At 71.4% G+C, this 23,606-nt stretch carries 19 protein-coding genes; 7 read left to right on the plus strand and 12 right to left on the minus strand.

Annotated features, from left to right (window positions below; translation table 11 throughout):
• Window positions 1–34 precede the first annotated feature (34 nt).
• The 7 genes from ABZ948_RS13065 to ABZ948_RS13095 form a co-directional block, all read right to left on the minus strand.
• On the minus strand, window positions 35–3,757 hold the full coding sequence (locus tag ABZ948_RS13065; protein WP_359758981.1) for a ThuA domain-containing protein: 3,723 nt from the start codon (window positions 3,755–3,757) through the stop codon (window positions 35–37).
• Window positions 3,758–4,020: 263 nt separating this feature from the next.
• The gene (locus tag ABZ948_RS13070; RefSeq protein WP_359758982.1) at window positions 4,021–5,019 is read right to left on the minus strand and encodes a sugar phosphate isomerase/epimerase family protein; all 999 of its coding nucleotides are present in this window, start codon (window positions 5,017–5,019) and stop codon (window positions 4,021–4,023) included.
• A gap of 14 nt (window positions 5,020–5,033) precedes the next feature.
• On the minus strand, window positions 5,034–6,245 hold the full coding sequence (locus tag ABZ948_RS13075) for a Gfo/Idh/MocA family protein (RefSeq protein WP_359758983.1): 1,212 nt from the start codon (window positions 6,243–6,245) through the stop codon (window positions 5,034–5,036).
• Window positions 6,246–6,300: 55 nt separating this feature from the next.
• Window positions 6,301–7,347: a substrate-binding domain-containing protein gene (locus ABZ948_RS13080; RefSeq protein WP_359758984.1), complete on the minus strand. Its 1,047-nt coding sequence runs from the start codon at window positions 7,345–7,347 to the stop codon at window positions 6,301–6,303.
• Between the two features lie 17 nt (window positions 7,348–7,364).
• Window positions 7,365–8,384 (minus strand): ABC transporter permease, encoded by a 1,020-nt coding sequence (locus ABZ948_RS13085; RefSeq protein WP_359758985.1) that lies wholly within the window; start codon window positions 8,382–8,384, stop codon window positions 7,365–7,367.
• Complete coding sequence (locus tag ABZ948_RS13090; RefSeq protein ID WP_359758986.1) at window positions 8,381–9,898, minus strand: sugar ABC transporter ATP-binding protein; 1,518 nt, start codon at window positions 9,896–9,898, stop codon at window positions 8,381–8,383. The genes ABZ948_RS13085 and ABZ948_RS13090 overlap by 4 nt, the downstream gene beginning before the upstream one ends.
• Window positions 9,899–10,011: 113 nt before the next feature.
• On the minus strand, window positions 10,012–11,193 hold the full coding sequence (locus ABZ948_RS13095) for an ROK family transcriptional regulator (RefSeq protein WP_359758987.1): 1,182 nt from the start codon (window positions 11,191–11,193) through the stop codon (window positions 10,012–10,014).
• Between the two features lie 255 nt (window positions 11,194–11,448).
• Here ABZ948_RS13095 and ABZ948_RS13100 point away from each other — a divergent pair, with 255 nt between their 5' ends.
• Window positions 11,449–11,889 carry a PaaI family thioesterase gene (locus ABZ948_RS13100; protein ID WP_359758988.1) on the plus strand — a complete coding sequence of 147 codons (441 nt, stop codon included), beginning with the start codon at window positions 11,449–11,451 and terminating at the stop codon, window positions 11,887–11,889.
• A 9-nt stretch (window positions 11,890–11,898) separates the two neighbouring features.
• Here the strand turns inward: ABZ948_RS13100 and ABZ948_RS13105 are convergent, their stop codons facing one another.
• The 4 genes from ABZ948_RS13105 to ABZ948_RS13120 form a co-directional block, all read right to left on the minus strand.
• Window positions 11,899–12,576, minus strand: a complete 678-nt coding sequence (locus ABZ948_RS13105) for a GntR family transcriptional regulator (protein WP_359758989.1) — start codon at window positions 12,574–12,576, stop codon at window positions 11,899–11,901.
• A 156-nt stretch (window positions 12,577–12,732) separates the two neighbouring features.
• Window positions 12,733–13,671, minus strand: a complete 939-nt coding sequence (locus ABZ948_RS13110) for a beta-ketoacyl-ACP synthase III (protein WP_359758990.1) — start codon at window positions 13,669–13,671, stop codon at window positions 12,733–12,735.
• Between the two features lie 151 nt (window positions 13,672–13,822).
• The gene (locus tag ABZ948_RS13115; protein ID WP_190050259.1) at window positions 13,823–13,963 is read right to left on the minus strand and encodes an MFS transporter small subunit; all 141 of its coding nucleotides are present in this window, start codon (window positions 13,961–13,963) and stop codon (window positions 13,823–13,825) included.
• Window positions 13,932–15,269, minus strand: a complete 1,338-nt coding sequence (locus ABZ948_RS13120; protein WP_359758991.1) for an OFA family MFS transporter — start codon at window positions 15,267–15,269, stop codon at window positions 13,932–13,934. The genes ABZ948_RS13115 and ABZ948_RS13120 overlap by 32 nt, the downstream gene beginning before the upstream one ends.
• A gap of 235 nt (window positions 15,270–15,504) precedes the next feature.
• Between ABZ948_RS13120 and ABZ948_RS13125 the strand changes: the two genes are divergently transcribed.
• The 5 genes from ABZ948_RS13125 to fdhD are packed head-to-tail and all read left to right on the plus strand — an operon-like array spanning window position 15,505 to window position 21,944.
• Complete coding sequence (locus ABZ948_RS13125) at window positions 15,505–16,476, plus strand: 2-dehydropantoate 2-reductase (protein WP_359758992.1); 972 nt, start codon at window positions 15,505–15,507, stop codon at window positions 16,474–16,476.
• A complete protein-coding gene (locus ABZ948_RS13130) occupies window positions 16,473–18,392 on the plus strand; it encodes a molybdopterin oxidoreductase family protein (protein ID WP_359758993.1) in 1,920 nt (639 codons plus the stop codon). Before ABZ948_RS13125 ends, ABZ948_RS13130 begins: the two co-directional genes overlap by 4 nt.
• Before the next feature lie 6 nt (window positions 18,393–18,398).
• Window positions 18,399–20,231 (plus strand): NAD(P)H-dependent oxidoreductase subunit E, encoded by a 1,833-nt coding sequence (locus ABZ948_RS13135; protein ID WP_359758994.1) that lies wholly within the window; start codon window positions 18,399–18,401, stop codon window positions 20,229–20,231.
• Window positions 20,228–21,088: a 2Fe-2S iron-sulfur cluster-binding protein gene (locus ABZ948_RS13140; protein ID WP_359758995.1), complete on the plus strand. Its 861-nt coding sequence runs from the start codon at window positions 20,228–20,230 to the stop codon at window positions 21,086–21,088. The genes ABZ948_RS13135 and ABZ948_RS13140 overlap by 4 nt, the downstream gene beginning before the upstream one ends.
• A gap of 7 nt (window positions 21,089–21,095) precedes the next feature.
• Window positions 21,096–21,944 (plus strand): formate dehydrogenase accessory sulfurtransferase FdhD, encoded by an 849-nt coding sequence (gene fdhD / locus ABZ948_RS13145; RefSeq protein WP_359758996.1) that lies wholly within the window; start codon window positions 21,096–21,098, stop codon window positions 21,942–21,944.
• Between the two features lie 91 nt (window positions 21,945–22,035).
• Here fdhD and ABZ948_RS13150 read toward each other — a convergent pair whose 3' ends face one another.
• Window positions 22,036–22,473, minus strand: coding sequence for a MarR family winged helix-turn-helix transcriptional regulator (locus ABZ948_RS13150; protein WP_359758997.1), 438 nt, complete (start codon window positions 22,471–22,473; stop codon window positions 22,036–22,038).
• A 103-nt stretch (window positions 22,474–22,576) separates the two neighbouring features.
• Between ABZ948_RS13150 and ABZ948_RS13155 the strand changes: the two genes are divergently transcribed.
• Entirely contained in the window at window positions 22,577–23,494 is a 918-nt protein-coding gene (locus tag ABZ948_RS13155) for a quinone oxidoreductase family protein (protein ID WP_359758998.1), read from the plus strand.
• Window positions 23,495–23,606: the final 112 nt, after the last annotated feature.

Here is a 23,606-nt window from a genome sequence, read left to right on the forward strand (position 1 = left end):
GGGCGGGGGTCCGGCGTCCCCCGCCCGCCGCCGTTCACTGGCCCTGGACGGGCAGTTCCTTGAGCTGGATGTTGCGGAAGGAGACCTGGTCGTCGGCGCCGTGGTTCTGCAGGCCGAGGTAGCCGTCGGTCAGGCTCCGCTGGGGGTCCTTGTTGGTGAAGTCGTTGATCTTGACTCCGTTGAGGAACACCTGGAGGCGTTCGCCCTGGACCTTGATCTCGTAGGAGTTCCACTGGCCGGGCGGCCGCAGAACCTGGTCACGTGCCTTGATGTTGGCCGACTTGAAGGAGTAGACGGAGCCCGTGGTGCGCTCGGGCGCGTCCGTGGCGTCGATCTGGATCTCGTAGCCCTTGTTCACCGCGGACCAGGGGTCGTCGGAGGCCGGGAAGCCCACGAAGATCCCGGAGTTGTCGTCGCCCCGCATCTTCCAGTCGAGCTTGAGGGAGTACGACTTCAGCTCCTTGGCCTGGTACCAGAGCAGGCCCATGCCGCCCTCGGACTCCATCACGCCGTCCTTGACGACGAACTTGCCGGGTCCGGCCTGCTTCCAGCCGTCCAGGGTCTGGCCGTTGAAGATCTTCCGGTAGCCCTTGTCCGGCTTGCAGTCCGCCTTGACCTGGCCGGTGGCGTACTGGAGGCCGCCGAGCAGGTGGGCGCGGAAGGCCTCTTCGGCGTAGGACTCCTTGGTGTGACCGCCGCCGGTGTAGAAGGAGCGGCCGCCGCCGTAGCTCTGGCACCAGGCGATCGGGTGGTCGCCCTTCATGGTGCCGCCCTGGTAGCTGGTCTCGTCCAGGGTGGCGAGGACCTTGGCCTGCTCGCGCGGGTTGGTGCGGTAGTTGTACCACTCGTCGGTGCGCTCCCAGGCCTCGCCGAGGTGCGCGGTCGACGGGTGGTCGTGGTCCTCGACGCGGACGGTGGCCTTCTGGATGGCCGGGTGCGAGTGGAAGTAGGCGCCGACGAGGCCGCCGTAGAACTCCCAGTCGTACTCGGTGTCGGCGGCGGCGTGGATGCCCATGTAGCCGCCGCCACCCGCGACGTAGTTCTCGAACGCCTTCTGCTGCTCGGCGTTCAAAACGTCGCCGGTCGTGGACAGGAACGCCACCGCGTCGTACTTGGCGAGGTTCGTGGTGGTGAACTGCTTGGCCTCCTCGGTCGCGTCGACCGTGATGCCCGCCGGGCCGCCGAGCTCCTTCAGCGCGGCGATGCCGGCCGGGATGGAGTCGTGCCGGAAACCGGCGGTCTTGGAGAAGACCAGGACCTTCTTGCCGCCCTTGAACGGCTCCTTGGAGAACTCGAAGTCGTCCACGTCGAACAGCGCGCCCGCGCCGCCCTTGAAGACCAGGTAGATGTCGGTGGTCTTCTTCGGCAGCGACCGCAGCGGCACGTCGACGTTCTGGAAGGTCTCCCAGCCGCCGGTCGGCGGGATGTACGCCGAGCCGTGCAGCGGACCGTCGGGCGAGCCGGTGCGCAGTTCGACGAAACCGCCCGCGCCGCCGGAGGAGGCCCGCACGGTCATCTTCTTCTGCCCGTCGAACCGGTAGGGGGTGAAGGAGATCCAGTCGCCGTCGTCGATGTTGCCGACGGTCTTGCCGCCGTTGGCGCCGGTCTTGTCGATGACCGACACGCCCGACTGGGTGGTGAAGTGCTCGCCCTGGCGGTGCAGCGGCTGGAGCACGGTGCGGGCGGTGCCCGTCAGCTCCTCCTGGCCGTTCGCGCCGCCGTCGGTGTAGGCGGCGCCGACGACACCGTAGATGTTGGCGTTGGGGTCGTGGCCGCCGTCACCGGGGGGCGGCTTCAGGGTGCCCTCGCAGCCCATCTCGCTGGTCAGCTCGTGGGCGTGGGAGTCGTGTCCGAGGCTGTAGACGACCTTGACCTTGGAGCAGTCGACGGTCTCCTCGGGGTCGGTGACGGTCACCTTGAACGGCACGGGCTTGCCGAACTCGGCCAGGCTGCCGTTGCCCGGGATGTCGATCCGTACCTTGGGCTCGGTGTTGCCGACCACGATCCGGAGACTGGCGTTGCCCGTGTTGCCCTCGGGGTCCTTGGCGGTGAAGGTGGCGCTGTAGGTGCCGATCTTCTTGTAGCGGTGGGTGGGGTTGAGGCCCTCGCCCTTGGTGCCGTCGCCGAAGTCCCAGCTGTAGGTGAGGTTCGTGGAGTCGGCGTCCTTGGCGGAGGCGGTGAACGCGACCTTCAAGCCGGCCGCTCCGGACGTCTTGTCGGCGCTGACCTCGGCGATCGGGGAGAAGCCGTCCTCGGCGTTCTCGATCCGGTACAGCGCGGAGTGCTCGTCGCCCTGGAACCAGGAGACGCCGTAGTCGAGGACGTAGAGCGCGCCGTCGGGGCCGAACTCCATGTCCATGATCTGGGTGCCGGTCCACGGGAAGTCGTTGATCTTCGCGACGGACCCGTCGTCGTTCTGCTCGATCCGCTTGATCCAGCGGCGGCCGAACTCACCGGCGAAGAAGTCTCCGTCGTAGGCCTCGGGGAACTTCACACTGGAGTCGAGCTCGGGGTCGTAGCGGTAGACCGGGCCGGCCATCGGGGACTCGGAGCCGGTGCCGAACTCCGGCACGGAGCCGTCGTCGTACGGGATCCACGCGGCCTGCGCGGGCGGCAGGTCGACCAGGCCGGTGTTGTGCGGCGAGGTGTTCTTCGGGGCGGCGCAGTCGAACGTCTCGCCGGACTCCTTGGTGGCGAAGTCGTAGTCGACGTACGGGTCGTTGTCGCCGGTGCAGAACGGCCAGCCGAAGTTGGCCGCCTTGGTCACCTTGGCGAACTCGACCTGCCCGGCCGGGCCGCGCTTGGGGTCGGCGGCGCCCGCGTCGGGGCCGTAGTCGCCGACGTAGACGATGCCGGTCTTGTCGTCGACGCTCATCCGGAACGGGTTGCGGAAGCCCATCGCGTAGATCTCGGGGCGGGTCTTCTCGGTGCCCGGGGCGAAGAGGTTGCCCTCCGGAATGGTGTACGAGCCGTCCTCGGCGACCTTGATGCGCAGGATCTTGCCGCGCAGGTCGTTGGTGTTGGCCGAGCTGCGGCGGGCGTCGAAGGCCGGGTTGCGGTTCGGCCGGTCGTCGATCGGCGTGTAGCCGTCGGAGGAGAAGGGGTTGGTGTCGTCGCCGGTCGACAGGTAGAGGTTGCCGTCCGCGTCGAAGTCGATGTCGCCGCCGACGTGGCAGCAGGTGCCGCGGGAGGCCGCGACGTCGATGACCTTCTTCTCGCTGGCCCGGTTCAGCGTGCCGTTGGCGTTGAGCGTGAAGCGGGAGAGGCGGTTGACGCCGTCGAACTTCTTGAAGTCCTCGGCGGTGCCGGTCTCCGGGGCGTCGCCCGCGGGGGTGTCGAGCGGTGGGGCGTAGTAGAGGTAGATCGCCCGGTTGTTCTTGAAGTCCGGGTCGACGGCGACGCCCTGCAGCCCCTCTTCGTCGTGGCTGTAGACGTCGAGCCTGCCGGCGATCCTGGTGACGCCGCCCTGGTCGGTCAGGCGCAGCGTGCCGTCGCGCGAGGTGTGCAGGACGCTGCGGTCCGGGAGCACGGCGAGCGACATCGGCTCGCCCGTCTCGGGTTCGCCCTTGGCGAGCGGCACCTGCTGGAACTGTCCCTCGGCGGCGACCGGTTCGTCGTGCTCGGGGTGGCCGGGGTGGGCGCCGGCGACGCCGGCCGGGGTGCCCACGGCCAGGAGCAGGCCGGTGAACAGGGCGACGGCGGTGCGCAGCGCGGGGCGTCTGGGGGTGCGGGTGCTTCTGAGTCTGGTTCTGTGCACGAAGTCCCTCCGGGAACGGGGGTGGGCCGTACGGGTGGGTACGAAGACGTGCGGTGCGGACGCCGGGGTGCGCCGTCACCCCGGAGGTATGTGTGTCCTGAACACTTCAAGGACGGTAACCGCGTCCGTCCGGGGCGAACACCCCTTGGGTCAGGATCGGTCGAGCTTTCTCCCGGCACCGGACGAAGCAGAATTCGTGCAGGTCGGAGGGGGGACCGGCGATGGCGCCGGTCCCCGTCCCCGACCTGGGCCGGGTGCGTGGTTCAGCTGTTGAACGCGGCGTCGAAGGACGCGCTGGGCGGCTCGAAGTCGAAGGCCTTGAGGCGGGTCAGCGCCTCGGGCGCCCCCTGGAGCCGGTCCATGCCGGCGTCCTCCCATTCGACGGAGATCGGGCCTTGGTAGTCGATGGAGCGCAGCATCCGGAAGACGTCCTCCCAGGGGACGTCGCCGTGCCCGGCCGAGACGAAGTCCCAGCCGCGCCGCGGGTCGCCCCAGGGCAGGTGGGAGCCGAGCCGGCCGTTGCGTCCGTCGAGGCGCTTGCGGGCCTCCTTGCAGTCGACGTGGTAGATGCGGTCGCGGAAGTCCCACAGGAAGCCGACGGGGTCGAGGTCCTGCCACACGAAGTGCGAGGGGTCGAAGTTGAGGCCGAAGGCGGGGCGCCGGTCGACGGCTTCGAGGGCCCGCTGGGTGGTCCAGTAGTCGTAGGCGATCTCGCTGGGGTGGACCTCGTGCGCGAACCGCACGCCCTCGGTGTCGAAGACGTCGAGGATCGGGTTCCAGCGGTCGGCGAAGTCCTGGTAGCCGCGTTCGATCATCGCGTCGGGCGCGGGCGGGAACATGGCGACGAGGTGCCAGATGGCGGAGCCGGTGAAGCCGATGACGGTGTCGACGCCGAAGGCGGCCGCGGCCCGCGCGGTGTCCTTCATGCGCTCGGCGGCCCGCTGCCGGACCCCTTCCGCGTCCCCGTCGCCCCAGACCGCGTCCGGCAGGATCGCCCGGTGGCGTTCGTCGATGATGGCGTCGCAGACGGCCTGGCCGGCCAGGTGGTTGGAGATGGCCCAGCACTTCAGGCCGTACTTGTCGAGGAGCGCCCGGCGGCCGTCGAGGTACCCCGGGTCGGCGAGCGCCTTGTCGACTTCGAAGTGGTCGCCCCAGCAGGCGAGTTCGAGGCCGTCGTAGCCGAAGTCGCGGGCCAGGCGGCAGACCTCCTCCAGGGGCAGGTCCGCCCACTGGCCGGTGAAGAGCGTGAAGGTGCGCGGCATCGAAAGGGGCCTCCTCAGACCGCGATCGGCGTGTAGACGGAGTTCTTCTCGGCGCTCTCCTCCACCGCGGCGAGCACGCGCTGCACCTGGAGCCCGTCGGTGAAGGAGGGTTCGGGGCGGCGGCCCTCGGCGATGGCGTGGACGAGGTCGCGGGCCTGGTGGACGAAGGTGTGCTCGTAGCCGAGGCCGTGGCCCGGCGGCCACCAGGCCTCCAGGTAGGGGTGCTCGGGTTCGGTGACGAGGATGCGGCGGAAGCCCGCCTCGGTGCCCGGCTCGGTGGCGTCGTGGAAGGACAGCTCGTTGAGCCGCTCCAGGTCGAAGGCGAGCGAGCCGCGCTCACCGTTGAGCTCGATGCGCAGGGCGTTCTTGCGGCCGGTGGCGTAGCGGGTGGCCTCGAAGGAGGCGATGGCGCCGGAGGGGAAGCGGGCCGTGAACAGGGCCGCGTCGTCCACGGTGACCTCGCCCTTGCCTGCGGCCGACACGGCCGACAGCCCGCTGGTGGCGCCCGTGGGCAGCGGCCGCTCCCGGACGAAGGTCTCCGTCAGCGCGGAGACCCCGGCCAGCGGCTCCCCCACGAGGTACTGCGCGAGGTCGACGATGTGCGCACCCAGGTCGCCGAGCGAGCCCGAGCCGGCCTGGTCCTTGCGCAGCCGCCAGGTCAGCGGGAACTCGGGGTCGACCAGCCAGTCCTGGAGGTAGGTGACCCGCACGTGCCGCAGCCGGCCGAGCCGCCCCGCGGCGACCATCCGGCGGGCTTGGGCGGTGGCGGGCACCCGGCGGTAGTTGAAGCCGACCATCGACAACTGGCCGCGCGCGTAGGCCTCCTCGGCCGCCCGGGCCATCGAGGTGGCCTCCTCGACGGTGTTGGCCAGGGGTTTCTCGCACAGGACGTGCTTGCCTGCGGCCAGGGCGGCCAGGGCGATCTCGGCGTGGCTGTCGCCGGGGGTGCAGATGTCGACGAGGTCGACGTCGTCGCGTTCCACGAGGGCACGCCAGTCGGTCTCGGTGGACGCCCAGCCGTGCCGGTCGGCCGCGGCCCGGACGGCGGCGGCGTCCCGGCCGCAGATCACGGACTGCACGGGGTTCAGCGGCAGGTCGAAGACGCGGCCCGCGGTGCGCCAGCCCTGGGAGTGGGCGGCGCCCATGAAGGCGTAGCCCACCATCCCCACGCGCAAGGGTGGCTTGCCTGCCTCGGTCCCATCTGACTGCGCTTGCGGCTGTCCCATACGGGTGTCCTCCTCGTCCTGGTCGGTGTGGCGCACGTGGGGGGTGCGGGACGGATCACTTGAAGCCGGTGGGCATGTACTGGCCGACGTTGGTCTTGTCGACGACGGCCGAGTAGAGCGTGATGGACGCGGGGATCTCGAACTCGGCCATGCCGCCGATGCCCTTGCCCTGGCCGAGGGCGCGGGCGAGGTCGATCGCGGAGGCGGCCATGGTCGGCGGGTACAGCACTGTCGCCTTGAGCACGCCGTTGTCCTGCTCGATGGCCTGGAAGGCGGACAGGGCGCCCGCGCCGCCGACCATCAGGAAGTCGTCGCGGCCGGCCTGCTCGATGGCGCGCAGCGCGCCCACGCCCTGGTCGTCGTCGTGGTTCCACAGCGCGTCGAACTTCGACTGCGCCTGGAGCAGTTGGGCCATCTTGGCCTGCCCGGACTCGACGGTGAACTCGGCGGCCTGGCGGGCGACCTTCTTGATGTTGGGGTAGTTCTTCAGGGCGTCGTCGAAGCCCTGGGTGCGCTGCTTGGTCAGCTCCAGGTTGTCGAGGCCGGCGAGTTCGATGACGCGGGCGTTCGCCTTCCCCTTGAGCTTCTCGCCGATGTAGTGGCCGGCGTTCAGGCCCATGCCGTAGTTGTCGCCGCCGATCCAGCAGCGGTAGGCCTGCGGGGTGTTGAAGATCCGGTCGAGGTTGACCACGGGGATGCCCGCGCGCATCGCCTTCAGGCCGACCTGGGTGAGGGCCTTGCCGTCGGCGGGCAGCACGACCAGGACGTCGACCTTCTTGTTGATGAGGGTCTCGATCTGGCCGATCTGCTGGGCGGTGTCGTTGGAGCCCTCGGTGATCTCCAGGGTGACGTCGGAGTACTTCTCGGCGCGGTTCTTGGCGTTGTCGTTGATGGCGTTGAGCCAGCCGTGGTCGGCCTGCGGTCCGGCGAAGCCGATGGTGACCTGCTTGCCGGGCTTGTCGTCGGCGGCCGGCTGGTTGTCGCCCGCCGGCTCGTCCTTGGAGTCGGACGGCTCGTTGCTGGTGCACCCGGTGATGAGGGCACCGGCGGAGACGGCGGCGGCCCCGAAGAGCAGTCCTCTGCGGCTCGTGATCTCTGGCATGGCGGTGAACCCTTTCCTCAGGTCGTGCTCGCGGTACGGCGCTGGACCAGCACGGCGGCGACGATGATCGCGCCCTTGGCGATCTGCTGGACGTCGCTCTGCAGGTTGTTCAGGGCGAAGATGTTGGTGATCGTGGTGAAGATCAGGACGCCGAGGACGGAGCCGGTGATGGTGCCGCGGCCGCCGGTGAGGAGGGTGCCGCCGATGATGGCGGCGGCGATGGCGTCGAGTTCGTAGAGGTTGCCGTTGGTGTTCTGGCCGGAGCCGGACAGGACGATCAGCAGGAAGGCGGCGATGCCGCAGCACAGTCCGGACAGCAGGTAGAGGTAGAGCCGCTGGCGGCGGACGTCGATGCCGGCGAGCCTCGCCGCCTCCGGGTTGCCGCCGACGGCGACCGTGCGGCGCCCGAAGGTGGTGCGGTTGAGCACCAGCCAGCCGATGACCGTGACGACGGCGAACACCATGACCAGCGGCGGGATGCCGAGCACGTAGGCGTCGCGTTCGCCGAGGTCGAGGACCGAGGGCACGGTGACGATCTGTGTCTTGCCGTCGGTGATCTGCAGGGCGAGTCCGCGGGCGGAGGCCAGCATGGCGAGGGTGGCGATGAACGGCACCATCGCGCCGTAGGCGATGAGCACGCCGTTGACCAGTCCGCAGCCGACTCCGACGACGACCGCCGTGAAGAGGATCCCGGCGAAGCCGTACTCCTGGGTGGCGACGGTGGTGGCCCACACCGAGGCGAGGGCGACGATCGCGCCGACCGACAGGTCGATGCCGCCCGAGACGATGACGAAGGTCATGCCGACGGTGACGACGCCGATGACGGACGCCTGGGTGAGGACGAGTTGCAGGTTGCGGGTGTCGAGGAACTCGTCGGGCTTGGTGATGCCGCCGATGAGGACCAGCGCGGCGAGCACGCCGAGCAGGGAGAGGGTGCGGACGTCGGCGCGGAACAACAGGCCGCGCCAGGCGGGGGGCTGGGCCTGGGGCACCTTGTCGGTGCTGCTGTCCCGCGGCGGGGAGACGGGCTGCGTCATGACGCCGGACTTCCTTCCATGACCAGGTCGAGTACGCGGTGTTCGTCGAGCTCGCGCGCGGGTGCCGTGTGCACGACACGGCCCTCGCGCAGCACCAGCACGCGGTCGGCGAGGCCGAGCACCTCGGGCACCTCGCTGGAGACCAGCAGCACCGCGAGGCCCTCGTCCGCCAGCCGGCGGATGACCGCGTAGAGCTCGGCGCGGGCGCCGACGTCGACGCCGCGGGTGGGTTCGTCGAGCAGCAGCACCTTGCAGCCGCGCAGCAGCCAGCGGGCCAGGACGGCCTTCTGCTGGTTGCCGCCGGACAGGGTGCGCACCGGCACCGACGGGTTGTCGGGCCTGAGCGACAGCTCGCGGGTGGCGGCCCGGGCGGCACCGAGCTCGGCGCCCCGGTCGATCCAGCCGCCGCGCGAGAAGCGGGACATGGAGGAGACCGAGACGTTGCGGGTGACGGACTCCAGCATCAGCAGGGCCTGCGCCTTGCGTTCCTCGGGGGCGAGCCCGAGCCCGGCCCGGACGGCGGCCCGGACGCTGCCCGGCCGCAACGGCCGTCCGTCGACCAGCACCTGACCGGTCGTCGGCTTGCGGGCGCCGTAGACGGTCTCCAGGATCTCGGAGCGGCCCGAGCCGACGAGCCCGGCGAGGCCGACGATCTCGCCCGGCCGCACCTCGAGGTCGAGCGTCTCGAACTCCCCCAGCCGCGACAGCCCTTGGACCTTCAGCACGGGCTCGGCGGACGGCGGGGAGGCGGGCCGGTCCGGGAAGACGTACTCGACGTTGCGGCCGGTCATCAGGGCGACGACCTCGCGGGTCGGGGTGGACTTCGCGGGAAGCCCGTTCGCGACGGCCCGGCCGTCCTTCAGGACGGTCACCCGGTCGCCGATGCGGCGGATCTCCTCCAGGCGGTGCGAGATGTAGACGACGGCGACTCCGGCGGCGGTCAGGTCGCCGACGATGCGGAAGAGGTTGTCGACCTCGTCCGGGTCGAGGGCGGCGGACGGCTCGTCCATCACGATGAGCCGCACGTCGTGGGAGAGCGCCCGGGCCATGGACACGATCTGCTGCTGCGCGGCCGAGAGTTCCCCGACCAGACGGCCGGGGTCGATCTCCGCGTGGCCGAGCCGTTTGAGCAGGGCGGCCGTCGACGCCTTGGCCGCCTTGCCCCGGACGACGAAGCCGGCGGCGGTCGGCTCGTGTCCGAGGTGGACGTTCTCCGCGACCGACAGGTGCTCCACCAGGTCGAGTTCCTGGTAGATGGTCGCGATGCCGAGGCGCATGGCGGCGATCGGCGAGCGCAGCGTGACGTCCTCGCCGCGCCACCGGATGGTGCCGGTATCGGGCTGGTGGGCGCCGGCCAGGACCTTGATGAGGGTCGACTTTCCGGCGCCGTTCTGGCCGAGCAGGCAGTGCACCTCGCCGGCCACGACGTCGAGGTCGACACCGTCGAGGGCCCGGACTCCGGGGAACGACTTGGTGATGCCGGACATGCTGAGCAGCGGTGGTTCTGGTGCCATGAGGTCCCCTTGGCGGGCGTGCGGGCCGGTTCAGGGCAGGGCGGAGCGAAGCGGAGCAGGGCACTGCGCAGGGCTCGGTACCGAAAGCGTGGTGCTGACGTGCTGAAGTGCGCTTACGCGGGAGAGAACAGGTGGTCGCTGATGAGCCGGGCCGCGCCGATGACGCCGGCGGCGGGTCCCAGCTCGCCCAGGACGATGGGCAGGTTGCCGGTCGCCAGCGGCAGCGACTGGCGGTAGACCTGGGTGCGGATCGCGGCGAGCAGGGTGTGGCCGAGGCCGGTCACCCCGCCGCCGATCACCACCAGGCCCGGGTTGAAGAAGCTGACCAGACCGGCGATGACCTGGCCGGTGCGGTTGCCGCCCTCGCGGATCAGCTCCAGCGCGGTGGCGTCGCCCGCGGCGGCCGCGGCGGCGACGTCGACGGCGGTCAGGCCGCCGTTCGTCTCCAGCCGCGAGGCCAGTTCGGCCGAGAGCCCCTGCTGGGCGGCCTCCGTGGCGTCGCGGGCGAGGGCCGCCCCGCTGAAGTGGGCCTCCAGGCAGCCCCGGTTGCCGCAGGCGCAGGGACGTCCGTCGGGCACGGCCTGGATGTGCCCGATGTCGCCGGCGCTGCCCGTCGTACCGCGGTAGACCTCACCGCCGACGACGATGCCGCAGCCGATGCCCGTGCCGATCTTGACGCAGAGGAAGTCGGCGACGGTGCGGGCGACGCCCGCGTGCTGTTCCCCCATCGCCATGAGGTTCACGTCGTTGTCGACCATGACCGGGCAGCCGAGTTCCTGGCTGAGGGCCTCCCGTACGGGGAAGCCGTCCCAGCCGGGCATGATCGGCGGTGCCACCGGGATGCCCTCGGGGAAGCGGACCGGGCCCGGGACGCCGATGCCGGCGCCGTCGAACCCCTCCGCGAGCCCGGAGGCCCTCAGCTTCGCGGCCATGGCCAGGACCTGCTCGAAGACCGCGACCGGGCCCTCGCGCACGTCCATGGGGTGGTTGATGTGGCCGAGGGTCTCCAGCTCGGCGTTGGTGACGGCGACGTCGACCGAGGTCGCGCCGATGTCGACGCCGAGGAAGCGCAGCTCGGGGTTGAGCCGGACGTTGTGGCTGCGGCGTCCGCCGCGCGAGGCGGCGAGTCCGTCGGCCACGACCAGCCCCGTCTCCAGCAGCCGGTCCACCTCCACGGCGAGCTTGGACCGCGAGAGGTCGACCTGGTCGCCCAGCTGGGCACGGGAGTTGGGGCCGCCGTCGCGCAGCAGCTTCAGCAGTCGGGCCTGGTGGGCGTTTCCGGGTCGTGCCGTCATACGTCTCACGAGCCCCTCCCCGCCTCGATCGGCCTGTGCGCGCCGGTTTTCCGCCACATCGGTGGCTTGCTTTCGGAGGGAACGTAGCAGCGGCTGCCGGGGGTGGGAAGAAGTCGCGCAGGAATTGCCCCTTACTTTTTCCACTCACAGGACAAAGGCGAGGGGGTGCGGCCCTTACCTCGCAGGTAATCGACCGTGGGTGCGGGCCCGGGCCAGGCTGGTCCCGTCCTGGTCGCCCTTGTCGGGAGGTCCCGTATGTCCGACGCCCCTGCCCCTGAAGCCCTGGTGCGGGCGGTGCCCTTCGCCGGTGAGCTCGGCATCGTCGTGGAGGAGGCCGCTCCCGCCCGGGTCCGGGCCGCGCTCGCCTGGGCCCCGGAACGGTGCACGGTGGGCGGCAGCCTGCACGGCGGCGCTCTGATGGCACTGGCCGACACGGCCGGCGCAGTGTGCGCGTTCCTCAACCTGCCGCCGGGTGCGAGCACGTCGACGGTCGAGTCGAAGACGAACTTCTTCCGCGCCGTCCGGTCGGGCACCGTCCACGCCGAGGCTCACCCCGTGCACGTGGGCCGCTCCTTCGTCGCCGTCCGGACGGATCTGCGCGACGAGGACGGCACCCTGGTGGGCCAGACGACACAGACCCAGGCGGTGCTGACGGGCGCGGGCCGCACCGACGCCGGTGCGGCGGCCCGTACCTGATGAAGGCCCTTAGGAGCGGGCGCGCGCGTGGTACGACCGCCGGGTGTGCTCGGTGTGTTCACGCATCAGCTGGGTCGCCCGCTGCTCGTCCCGGGCGGTGACCGCCGCGATCAGTTCGCGGTGTTCGATCCAGGACTGGTGGCCGCGCTGGCGGGCCACCGGCGTGTAGTACCAGCGCACGCGCCGGTCGACCTGGGCGGCCAGTTCGGCGAGGACGGCGTTGCCGGCGAGCTCCATGATCTTGGCGTGGAAGCGGGCGTTCATGGCGACGGCCCCGTCCACGTCGTCGGCCTCGACGGCCTTCTCGCCCTCCGCGCACAGCGCCTCCAGGGCGGCGATGCCCGCGCTGTTCGCGCCCGCCGCCGCGAGCCGGGCCGCCTCGGCCTCCAGCAGCGTGCGGACCGTGAGGAGCTGGTCGGCCTCCTCCTCCGTCGGCTCGTGCACGAACGCGCCCTGGGCGGGCCGCAGATCGACCCAGCCCTCGGTGTTGAGCCGCTGCAACGCCTCGCGCACCGGCTGCCGGGAGACCCCGAGGTGCCCGGCCAGCTCGCTCTCCACGAGGTGCTGCCCGGGCTGCAGCGCACGGGTGGTGATGAGTTCGAGCAGCGCCTCGTACACGCGGTCGCGCAGCGGACCCGGGCGTTCCAGCTTGGGTACCGCCCCCTGGGGCAGGCCTGTCGACAGCATCGCGGTCCCCCTCCTCGGCAGGGCCGTGCACAGCGCGGCGGAAGCCGGTGTCGCCGCAGAGTCAGTATTGATTGTCTTTCGTCTACAGTCTACGGCGCACAGGAGCCAGGGCTTCGGGGAGTTGACCGCGTCACACCGGGGGCGGAGCCTGCCCGTTCAGGGGCAGCGGACGACCTGACCGGCGTAGGAGAGGTTGCCGCCGAAGCCGAACAGCAGGACCGGGTCGCCGGTGGTGACCGCGCCCTGCTCGACCAGCTTGGACAGGGCCAGCGGGATGCTCGCGGCCGAGGTGTTGCCGGACTCGGTGACGTCGCGCGCGACGACGGCGTTCACGGCGCCGATCTTCTCGGCGAGGGGTTCGATGATGCGCAGGTTCGCCTGGTGCAGCACGACCCCGGCGAGGTCCGCGGGCTCCAGTCCGGCCCGCTCGCACGCCCGGCGCGCGATGGGCGGCAGCTGGGTGGTCGCCCAGCGGTAGACGCTCTGCCCCTCCTGGGCGAAGCGCGGCGGCGTGCCCTCGATCCGCACGGCGTTGCCCATCTCGGGCACGGACCCCCACAGCACCGGCCCGATGGCCGGCTCGCCGGCGGCCTCGACCACGGCGGCTCCGGCCCCGTCCCCGACGAGCACGCACGTGGTGCGGTCGCTCCAGTCGGTCACCTCGGACATCTTGTCGGCGCCGATGACCAGCGCCCGGCTCGCGCCCCCCGCGCGGACGGCGTGGTCGGCGGTGGCCAGGGCGTGGGTGAAGCCGGCGCACACGACGTTGAGGTCCATGGTGGCGGCCTGCGGGACACCGAGGCGGGCCGCGACCCGGGCGGCCGTGTTGGGCGAGCGGTCGACTGCGGTGGACGTGGCGACCAGCACCAGGTCGATGTCGGCCGGGGTCAGTCCGGCCGCCGCGAGGGCCTTGGCGGCGGCGTGCGCGGCCAGCTCGTCGACCGGTTCGTCGGGGCCCGCGATGTGGCGGGTACGGATCCCCACCCGGCTCCTGATCCACTCGTCACTGGTGTCCACCAGGCCCGCCAGGTCCTCGTTGGTGAGCACCTTGGCGGGCTGGTAGTGGCCGACGGCGGCGATGCGCGAGCCGTTCATGTGGGCGGGTCCCCCTCGTTGCCTTGGGTAGCGGATCCACCAGTCTGATCAGTGACTCACGGGTACGACGGCAGCCAAGGCGACAGGAAACGGACGCCCACGTTGTCGGCTTCCGTCAGCGCCCCCGGCACCCGCGGGGGCCGTCGAGCGGCTAGCCGGTGAACAGCTGTGTCGCCTTCCGGACCAGTTCGTACAGTCCGTAGGCGAGCGGCACGCCCACCCATGTCCAGGCGAAGGCGATGAGCCACCGCCGGTCCGGGCTAGGCGGACTCTGACTGCTGGGGCTGGACATGCGCGGCCTCCTCCTTCGGTGCCGGGATGTGGTGACGCGGGTGGACGGGCCGGACGAGTTCGTTGGCGACGAAGCCGACGACGAGCAGGCCGATCATGATGACGAACGACAGGCCGTACAGGGACGCCCCGTGCCGGCCCGCCTCCTCCTGGCGGTCGGCGATCCAGTTCACGATGAGCGGCCCGAGCACGCCGGCCGTGGACCAGGCGGTGAGCAGCCGCCCGTGGATGGCGCCGACCTGGTGGGTGCCGAACAGGTCCTTCAGATACGCCGGAACGGTCGCGAACCCGCCGCCGTAGAAGGAGAGGATCACCAGCGCGCACAGGATGAACAGTGGTTTGGAGGAGTCGCCGAACAGGGCGATGAGGGCGTACATCAGGGCGCCGACGCCGAGGTAGACGCGGTAGATGTTCTTGCGTCCGATCAGGTCGGACGTCGACGACCAGCCGATGCGGCCCGCCATGTTCGCGGCCGACAGCAGCGCGACGAAGCCGGCGGCGGCCGTCACCGACACCGGTGTGGAGGTGTCCGCGAAGAAGTCCGTGATCATCGGCGCGGCCTTCTCCAGGATGCCGATGCCGGCGGTGACGTTCATGCAGAGCACGATCCACAGGCACCAGAACTGCGGGGTGCGGATGGCCTGGTTCGCGGAGACCTGCGGTCCGGTGAGGGCTTGTCGCACGGTTTCCCGCGTCCCCGGGGCACTGCTCGGAACCCGGACCAGGAGCACACCCAGCAGCATGAAGACGGCGTACGACAGGCCGTGGACGAGGAACGCCAGCGCGATGCCGGAGCTGTCGGAGCCGAAGGACTCCAGCATCTGCGCGCTCCACGGTGAGGCGATCAGCGCGCCGCCGCCGAAGCCCATGATGGCGATGCCGGTGGCCATGCCGGGCCGGTCCGGGAACCACTTGATCAGGGTCGAGACGGGCGAGATGTAGCCGATGCCGAGGCCGATGCCGCCGACGAAGCCGTAGCCGAACACGATGAGCCAGTACTGCTCCAGGGACGCGCCCAGCGCGGAGAGCAGGAAGCCGGAGGAGAAGCAGACCAGGGCGACGGTCATCGCCCAGCGCGGGCCCTTGCGCTCCACGAGCGTGCCGCCGAACGCGGCGGACAGGCCCAGCATGACGATGCCCAGCTGGAAGGGCAGCGCGCTCTGCGTCCCGCTGAGGCCGAGCGCGGACTCGAGCGGCGGTTTGAACACGCTCCAGGCGTAGGCCTGGCCGATGGAGAGGTGTACGGAGAGAGCGGCGGGCGGGACGAGCCAGCGGCTCCAGCCCGGGGGCGCGACGGGGGGACTCATGAACCCCGGACGGTAGGGATCCGCAACGGAGTTGAGAAGGCGGCGCGTCGACCGTATGCGGTGAGCGGTATCCGGCATGCGCCGAACGGTCGGCGCACGGCCCCTTGCCGCCCCAACCTCCATACTGTAGACAATATTTCGTCGACACAAGCCGTGCGTGAGCCAGACGCGAACCGCGCGGCAGTCCTCGGACAGTCACCTCCGCGGTATCCCTCAAACCGAACGGAGTGTTCCCGTGAAAGTCGCAGTTCTCGGCGCCGGTGCCATCGGCGCCTACGTCGGCGCCGCGCTCCACCGCGCGGGCGCCGACGTGCATCTCATCGCCCGTGGACCGCATCTGGCGGCCATGAGGCAGTACGGAGTCCGGGTGCGCAGCCCGCGCGGCGACTTCACCGCGCACCCCCACGCGACCGACGACCCGGCCGAGGTCGGCCCGGTCGACTACGTCTTCCTGGGCCTGAAGGCCAACGCGTACGCGGCGTGCGGGCCGCTGATCGCGCCGCTGCTGCACGACACCACGGCCGTCGTGGCGGCCCAGAACGGCATCCCCTGGTGGTACTTCCACCGGCACGGCGGCCCGTACGACGGCCACCGGATCGAGAGCGTCGACCCGGACGGCGCGGTCAGTGCGGTGCTCGCGCCCGAACGGGCCGTCGGATGCGTGGTCTACGCGGCGACCGAGCTGGAAGGGCCCGGAGTCGTACGGCACTTGGAGGGCACGCGGTTCTCCATCGGCGAGCCCGACCGCAGCCGCTCGGCTCGCTGTCTGGCCTTCGCCGAGGCCATGCAGGCGGGCGGCCTGAAGTGCCCGGTCGAACCGGATCTGCGGGGCGACATCTGGGTCAAGCTGCTCGGCAACATCTCCTTCAACCCAATCAGCGCGCTGGCCCGCGCGACCATGCGGCAGATGTGCCTGCACGGCGGCACCCGCAGGGTCATCGAGATCATGATGACCGAGACGCTGGCGGTGGCGAACGCCCTGGGCTGCGAGGTCGGCGTCTCCATCGAGCGCCGTCTCGCGGGCGCCGAGCGGGTCGGCGACCACCGCACCTCCACGCTCCAGGACCTGGAGCGCGGGAAGCCGCTCGAACTCGACGTGCTGCTCGCGGCGGTCGTCGAGCTGGCGGAGATCACCGGCGTGGAGGTGCCCACCCTGCGCACCGTGCACGCCATCTCGGACCTGCTCGCGCTGAGGAGCGCCGCATGAGGAAGCGTGAACCGAAGACCTACACCCGACTCACCCACCCTCTCGTGCGGGACTCCCGCGACGAGCCCTTCCGGCAGGCGACCTGGGAGGAGGCGCTGGACCGGGCCGCCCGGGGCATCGAACGCAACCGCGGCGCCTTCGGCATGTTCTCCTGCGCCCGTGCCACCAACGAGATGAACTACGTGGCGCAGAAGTTCGCCCGGGTCGTCATGGGCACCAACAACGTCGACTCCTGCAACCGCACCTGCCACGCCCCGAGCGTGGCGGGCCTGTCGGCGGCGTTCGGCTCGGGCGGCGGGACGTCGTCGTACGAGGAGATCGAGCACACCGACGTCATCGTGATGTGGGGCTCCAACGCCCGCTTCGCGCACCCGATCTTCTTCCAGCACGTGCTGAAGGGCATCAGGAACGGGGCGCGGATGTACGCGGTCGATCCGCGCCGGACGTCGACCGCCGAGTGGGCCGAGAGCTGGCTCGGGCTGAACGTCGGCACGGACATCCCGATGGCGCACGCGATCGGCCGCGAGATCATCCACGCGGGGCTCGCGAACGAGGCGTTCATCGAGCGGGCGACGACCGGCTTCGAGGAGTACAAGGCGCTGGTCGAGCCGTGGACCCTGTCGCTCGCCGAGAAGGTGACGGGCGTGCCGGCCGCCGCGATCCGGGAGCTGGCGCACGCCTACGCCCGGGCCGAGCGCGCCCAGTTGTGCTGGACGCTCGGCATCACCGAGCACCACAACGGCACCGACAACGTCCGCGCCCTGATCAACCTGTCCCTGCTCACCGGGCACGTCGGCCGCTGGGGCTCGGGGCTGCAGCCGCTGCGCGGGCAGAACAACGTGCAGGGCGGCGGCGACATGGGCGCGATCCCCAACCGTCTGCCCGGCTTCCAGGACATCCTCGACCCGGACACCCGGCTGAAGTTCGAGTCGGCCTGGGACACCGTCATCCAGCCCCACTACGGCCTGAACCTCACCGAGATGTTCGAGGCGATGGAGGACGGCACCCTCAAGGCCGTCTACTGCATCGGCGAGAACCCGGCCCAGTCGGAGGCCGACAGCGAGCAGGCCGTGCGGCGGCTGAAGGCGCTCGACTTCCTGGTCGTGCAGGACATCTTCCTCACGAAGACGGCGGAGCTGGCGGACGTCGTCCTGCCCGCGACGGCCGGCTGGGCGGAGACCGAGGGCACCACCACCAACAGCGAGCGGCGCGTCCAGCGCGTCCGCAGGGCCGTCACCCCGCCCGGGGAGGCCCGCGAGGACATCGACATCATCTGCGACCTCGCGGCCCGCCTCGGCCACGACTGGAAGTACGCCGACGCCGAGACCGTGTGGAACGAACTGCGGTCGGTCTCGCCCGACCACTACGGCATGACGTACGAGCGCCTGGAGGAGCACCAGGGCATCCAGTGGCCCTGCCCGAGCACCGACGGACTCGAACCGACCTATCTGCACGGCCGGTTGTGGGACCCCGACCCCGCGAAGCGCGGGCGGCTCGCGCCGTTCGGGATCGTGCAGCACGACCCGCCCGTGGACCTCACCGACGAGCGGTACCCGGTCCGGCTCACCACCGGGCGGCGGCTCGACTCGTACAACACCGGTGTGCAGAGCGGCGGTTACGCCTCCCCGCTGCGGCGCGGCGAGTACATCGAGCTGAGCCCGGAGGACGCCGAGCGCTACGGGGTGGTCGTCGGCGAGGAGGTCCAGGTCACCTCGCGGCGCGGGTCGGTGACCGCACCGGTGTGGGTGGACCCGGCGCTGCGGCCCGGGCTCGCCTTCATGACCATGCACTTCCCCGACGAGGTGGACACCAACCAGCTGACGATCGAGGCGAACTGCCCGATCGCGGGGACGGCGGAGTTCAAGGCGTCGGCGATCCGGATCGAGAAGCTGCCCATCGCGACCATCGTGGGGTGACGCACCGTGGACCTGCACTTCGGCGACAGCAAACCGACGGACGAGGAACGGGCGGCCGTGGACGCCCTGCTCGGGCCCCCGGAGTCCTCCTGGGAGGGCGCCGACCGCGATGAGATGCGGGCTGCCGATCTGAGGTGGGCCCGTGGCGGACGTGAGGCCCGGGACCGCCGCGACCTGCTGCTGCCGGGGCTGCACGCCCTCAACGACCGGGTCGGCTGGATCAGCGACGGTGCCCTCGACTACCTGTGCCGGCGGCTGACGGTGCCGCCGGCGGAGGCGTACGGGGTCGCCACCTTCTACGCCATGTTCTCCGTCAAGCCGCGCCCGGCGACCGTGCTGCACGTGTGCACGGACCTGGCGTGCGCGGCGGCCGGGGCGCCGGAGCTGTGCGCGGGCATCGAGGAGCGGCTGGGCCTCGGCAGCGGGGTGAGCGTGCAGCGCAGTCCCTGTCTGGGGCTGTGCGAACGCGCCCCGGCCGCGCTCGCGATCAGGGCCGGGGACCCGGTCCGTACGGCGGTCTCGGCCCCGGCGACCGTCGCGGAGGCCGTCCTCGCCGCGAGCGCCCCCGACTCGGCGCCGGAGGAGCCCCCGGCCGCGCTGGCGGTGCCCCAGGCCGGCCAGGACGGCCTGGTGCTGCTGCGCCGCGTCGGCGTGGTCGACCCGGCGTCCCTGGACGACTACCGCGCCCACGGCGGCTACACGGCCCTGCGCCGGGCCTTCGAACTGGGACCGGCGGGGGTCATCCGCGAGGTCACCGACTCGGGTCTGGTCGGGCGCGGCGGGGCCGCCTTCCCCACCGGCCGCAAGTGGCAGGCCACGGCGTCCCAGCCGGACCGTCCGCACTACCTCGTCTGCAACGCCGACGAGTCCGAGCCGGGCACCTTCAAGGACCGCGTGCTCATGGAGGGCGACCCGTACGCGCTGGTCGAGGCGATGACGATCGCCGCGTACGCGACCGGCGCCCACCGCGGTTACCTGTATCTGCGCGGCGAGTACCCGCGCGCCCTGCACCGCCTGGAGCACGCGATCGGGCAGGCACGCGCGCGTGGGCTGCTCGGCGACGACGTCCTCGGCCAGGGCTACGCCTTCGACATCGAGATCCGGCGCGGCGCGGGCGCCTACATCTGCGGCGAGGAGACGGCCCTGTTCAACTCCATCGAGGGCTACCGGGGCGAGCCCCGCTCCAAGCCGCCGTTCCCCGTGGAGAAGGGCCTGTTCGGCAAGCCGACCGTCGAGAACAACGTGGAGACGCTGGTCAACGTCCTGCCGATCCTGACCATGGGCGCGCCGGCCTACGCGGCGATCGGGACCGGGCGCTCGACCGGGCCGAAGCTGTTCTGCGTGTCCGGGACCGTGGCGCGGCCCGGCATCTACGAGCTGCCGTTCGGCGCGACCCTCGGGGAGCTGCTCGCGCTCGCCGGGGTGCGGGACGGACTGCGGGCGGTGCTGCTCGGCGGCGCGGCCGGCGGTTTCGTCCGGGCCGACGAGCTGGACATCCCGCTCACCTTCGAGGGCACGCGGGAGGCCGGCACGACGCTGGGCTCCGGAGTCGTCATGGCCTTCGACGACACCGTGCCCCTCCCCCGGCTGCTGCTGCGCATCGCCGAGTTCTTCCGCGACGAGTCGTGCGGGCAGTGCGTGCCCTGCCGGGTCGGGACCGTGCGCCAGGAGGAGGCGCTGCACCGCATCGCGGAGCGCACGGGTGCCGCCGCCGCGGACGACATCGCCCTGCTCAGGGAGGTCGGCCGCGCGATGCGGGACGCCTCGATCTGCGGTCTCGGGCAGACCGCGTGGAACGCCGTGGAATCCGCCATCGACCGTCTGGGGGCGTACGAATGACCGTGACACCGCTGGGGATCCCGCGCCGGCTGCTGGAGTTCACCATCGACGGCGAACAGGCCCGGGTCCCCGAGGGCTCGACCATCCTCGACGCCTGCCGGGCGGCGGGCAAGGACATCCCGACCCTGTGCGAGGGCGACACCCTGCGGCCGAAGAACGCCTGCCGGGTCTGTGTCGTCGAGGTCGAGGGGTCCAGGACCCTCGTCCCGGCCTGCTCCCGCAAGGCCGAGCCGGGCATGGAGGTCCGCACGGACACCGAGCGGGCCCGGCACAGCCGGAAGATCGTCCTGGAACTCCTCGCGTCCTCCGTCGACCTGTCGACCACACCCCGGGTCGCCGAGTGGCTCAAGGAGTACGAGGCCAAGCCGGACCGCTTCGGCCCGGACGCGGCCCGGCTGAACGAGGAGCCGCGGGTCGACAACGAGCTGTACGTGCGCGACTACGACAAGTGCATCCTCTGCTACAAGTGCGTCGACGCCTGCGGCGACCAGTGGCAGAACACCTTCGCGATCTCGGTCGCCGGGCGCGGTTTCGACGCCCGGATCGCCGTGGAGCACGACGCGCCGCTGACCGACTCGGCGTGCGTGTACTGCGGCAACTGCATCGAGGTGTGCCCCACGGGCGCGCTGTCCTTCAAGTCGGAGTTCGACATGCGCGCGGCGGGTACCTGGGACGAGTCGCGGCAGACGGAGACGACGACGGTGTGCGCGTACTGCGGAGTGGGCTGCAACCTGACGCTGCACGTGCAGGACAATGAGATCGTGAAGGTCACCTCGCCGCACGACAACCCGGTGACCCACGGCAACCTCTGCATCAAGGGCCGCTTCGGCTACCAGCACGTACAGAACCGGGGCTGATCAGGACATGGGACGAGTCACGGAACGACGCAAGGTGCTCCGCATCCGGGACGGGGCGGTCTCCAGCCGCCCGGACACGCTCGTCGCCGAGGAACCCCTGGAGATCCGGCTGAACGGCAAGCCGCTGGCGATCACCATGCGCACCCCGGGCGACGACTTCGCGCTGGCGGCGGGCTTCCTGGTGAGCGAGGGCGTGCTGGGCGGGCAGCAGGACCTGCAGAACATCGTCTACTGCGCCGGCGCCACGGTCGACGGCTCGAACACGTACAACATCGTCGACGTGAAGACGGCCCCCGGCGTGGTGATCCCCGACATCACGCTGGAGCGCAACGTCTACACCACCTCCTCCTGCGGCCTGTGCGGCAAGGCGTCCCTGGACGCCGTGCGGACGACGGCCCGCTGGCCCATCGCCGACGCTCCCCCGGTCCGGGTCACGCCCGAGCTGCTGGCGAGCCTGCCCGACCGGCTGCGCGCCGCCCAGCGGGTCTTCGACCGGACGGGGGGCCTGCACGCGGCGGCCCTGTTCTCGGAGGAGGGCGAGCTGCTGGACGTCCGGGAGGACGTGGGACGGCACAACGCGGTCGACAAGCTGGTCGGCCGTGCCCTGCAGAACGGGGAGCTGCCGCTGTCGCGGGCGATCCTGCTCGTGTCGGGCCGGGCCTCCTTCGAGCTGGCGCAGAAGGCCGTGATGGCCGGCATCCCGGTCCTGGCGGCGGTGTCGGCGCCGTCGTCGCTGGCGGTGGACCTGGCCGCCGAGACGGGCCTGACGCTGGTGGGCTTCCTGCGGGGCAGCTCCATGAACGTGTACGCGGGTGAGGACCGCATCGCTCTGCGGGCCGCGGCCGCCCAGGGCTGAGCAGGTCCTTCCGCGACACGGCGGCGGGGCCCCGACCGGCGGGGAGCGCCCCCTGCGCCGCAGGGGCCCCGTCTCAGCCCACGATCATGCCTCAGTCGGCCGTGCCGGATATCCGCAGCAGCATCCCCGTGAACTGCTCGCGCTCGGCCGGTGTCAGCGGCGCGAGCAGTTCGTCGTTGGCGGCGCGGGCCGCCTTCTCGCAGCGCTTCAGCAGCCGGGCACCCCGCGCGGTGAGGGACACCGCGTTCTTGCGGCGGTCCTTCGGGTCCGGCTCGCGCACCACCAGACCGGCCGCCTGGAGGTCGTCGAGGATGCCGACCAGGTCCTTGGGGTCCAGCCGGATGCCGCGGCCGAGGTCGGCCTGGGCGACGGGCGCGAGGTCCCGGACGGCGGACAGCACCACGTGGTGCCACATCCGCATGTCCTCCTCGGCCAGCGCCTCGGCCACCAGGGCCCGGCCACGGGCGGCGGCGCGGCCGAGCAGCCAGCTGGGCAGGGAGCGGATCGCGGGGAGGGGGGCTTCCGACATGGCCGCAGCCTAACCAAGAAATCGTTGGTTCTCCCTATGATCGTCCTATACCGTTGGGTTCACCAACGAATCTGTTGGGACCACCAACGACCCCGGAGGTGCGATGCGCCGCGTCCGCTACGAATCCCGAGGCGGCCCCCTGTTCGTCGAGGAGGCACCGGTCCCCGAGCCCGGCCCCGGAGAGCTGCTCGTGCGCGCGGAGGCGATCGGCGTCACGCTCCCGGTGGTGCGCAAGGTCACCGAGGCGGCCGAGCCGGTCCCGCTCGGCGGCGAGATCGCCGGGGAGGTCGCGGCGGTCGGCGAGGGCGTGACCCGCTTCGGCACCGGCGACCGGGTGACCGGCCTCTGCTTCGGCCACGGCTACGCCGACTTCGCCCTGCTGCACGAGGCCATGGCCTCCCCCGTCCCGGCGGACGCCGGTGCCGTCGACGCCGTCGCCCTGGTCCGCAGCGGCCTGGTCGCCCTCGGCGCCCTGGAGGCGGCGCGCCCCGAGCCGGGCGAGACGGCCCTGGTCACGGCGGCGGCGAGCGGCGTCGGCCACCTGGCCGTGCAGCTGGCCCGGACCCGAGGCGCCGGACGCGTCGTGGGAGCCGTCTCCGACCCGGCCAAGGCCGGCTTCGTCCGCGGCCTCGGCGCCGACCACGTCGTCACGTACGGCGACGACAGCTGGGGCACGCCCGCCGACTACGCCCTGGACGCGGTCGGCGGTGACCTGCTCGCCCCGGTCCTCGCCGCACTCGCCCCGGAAGGGCGGCTCGTGGCGTACAGCTCGGGCGGCGGCACGATCGAGGCGTACGACCTGCTCGTGGGCACCAAGTCGGTGATCGGGTTCCAGATGGCCCGTGTCGCCCGCGGGAAGCCGGAGTTGTACGAGCTGTGGCGCGAGGAGCTGTGGCGGCTGTTCGCCGCGGGAGAGGTCGAGCCCGTCGTGCACGGGGAGTTCGCCCTGGAGGACGCGGCGAAGGCACACGCGGAGATCGAGGCGCGGTCCAACCTCGGAAAGGTCGTGCTGATCCCCTGACGCACGCTTCTTGTGGGGGGTCTGTGCAGCCAAGTACCGTCTGTGGCCCACACATTGGACGTGGGATGTCCGAATGACCGGATGTCTGCTCTCCCGTCCTGGTGGTCCAGCC

Source organism: Streptomyces olindensis, from assembly GCF_040645895.1.
GTDB lineage: Bacteria > Actinomycetota > Actinomycetes > Streptomycetales > Streptomycetaceae > Streptomyces > Streptomyces olindensis.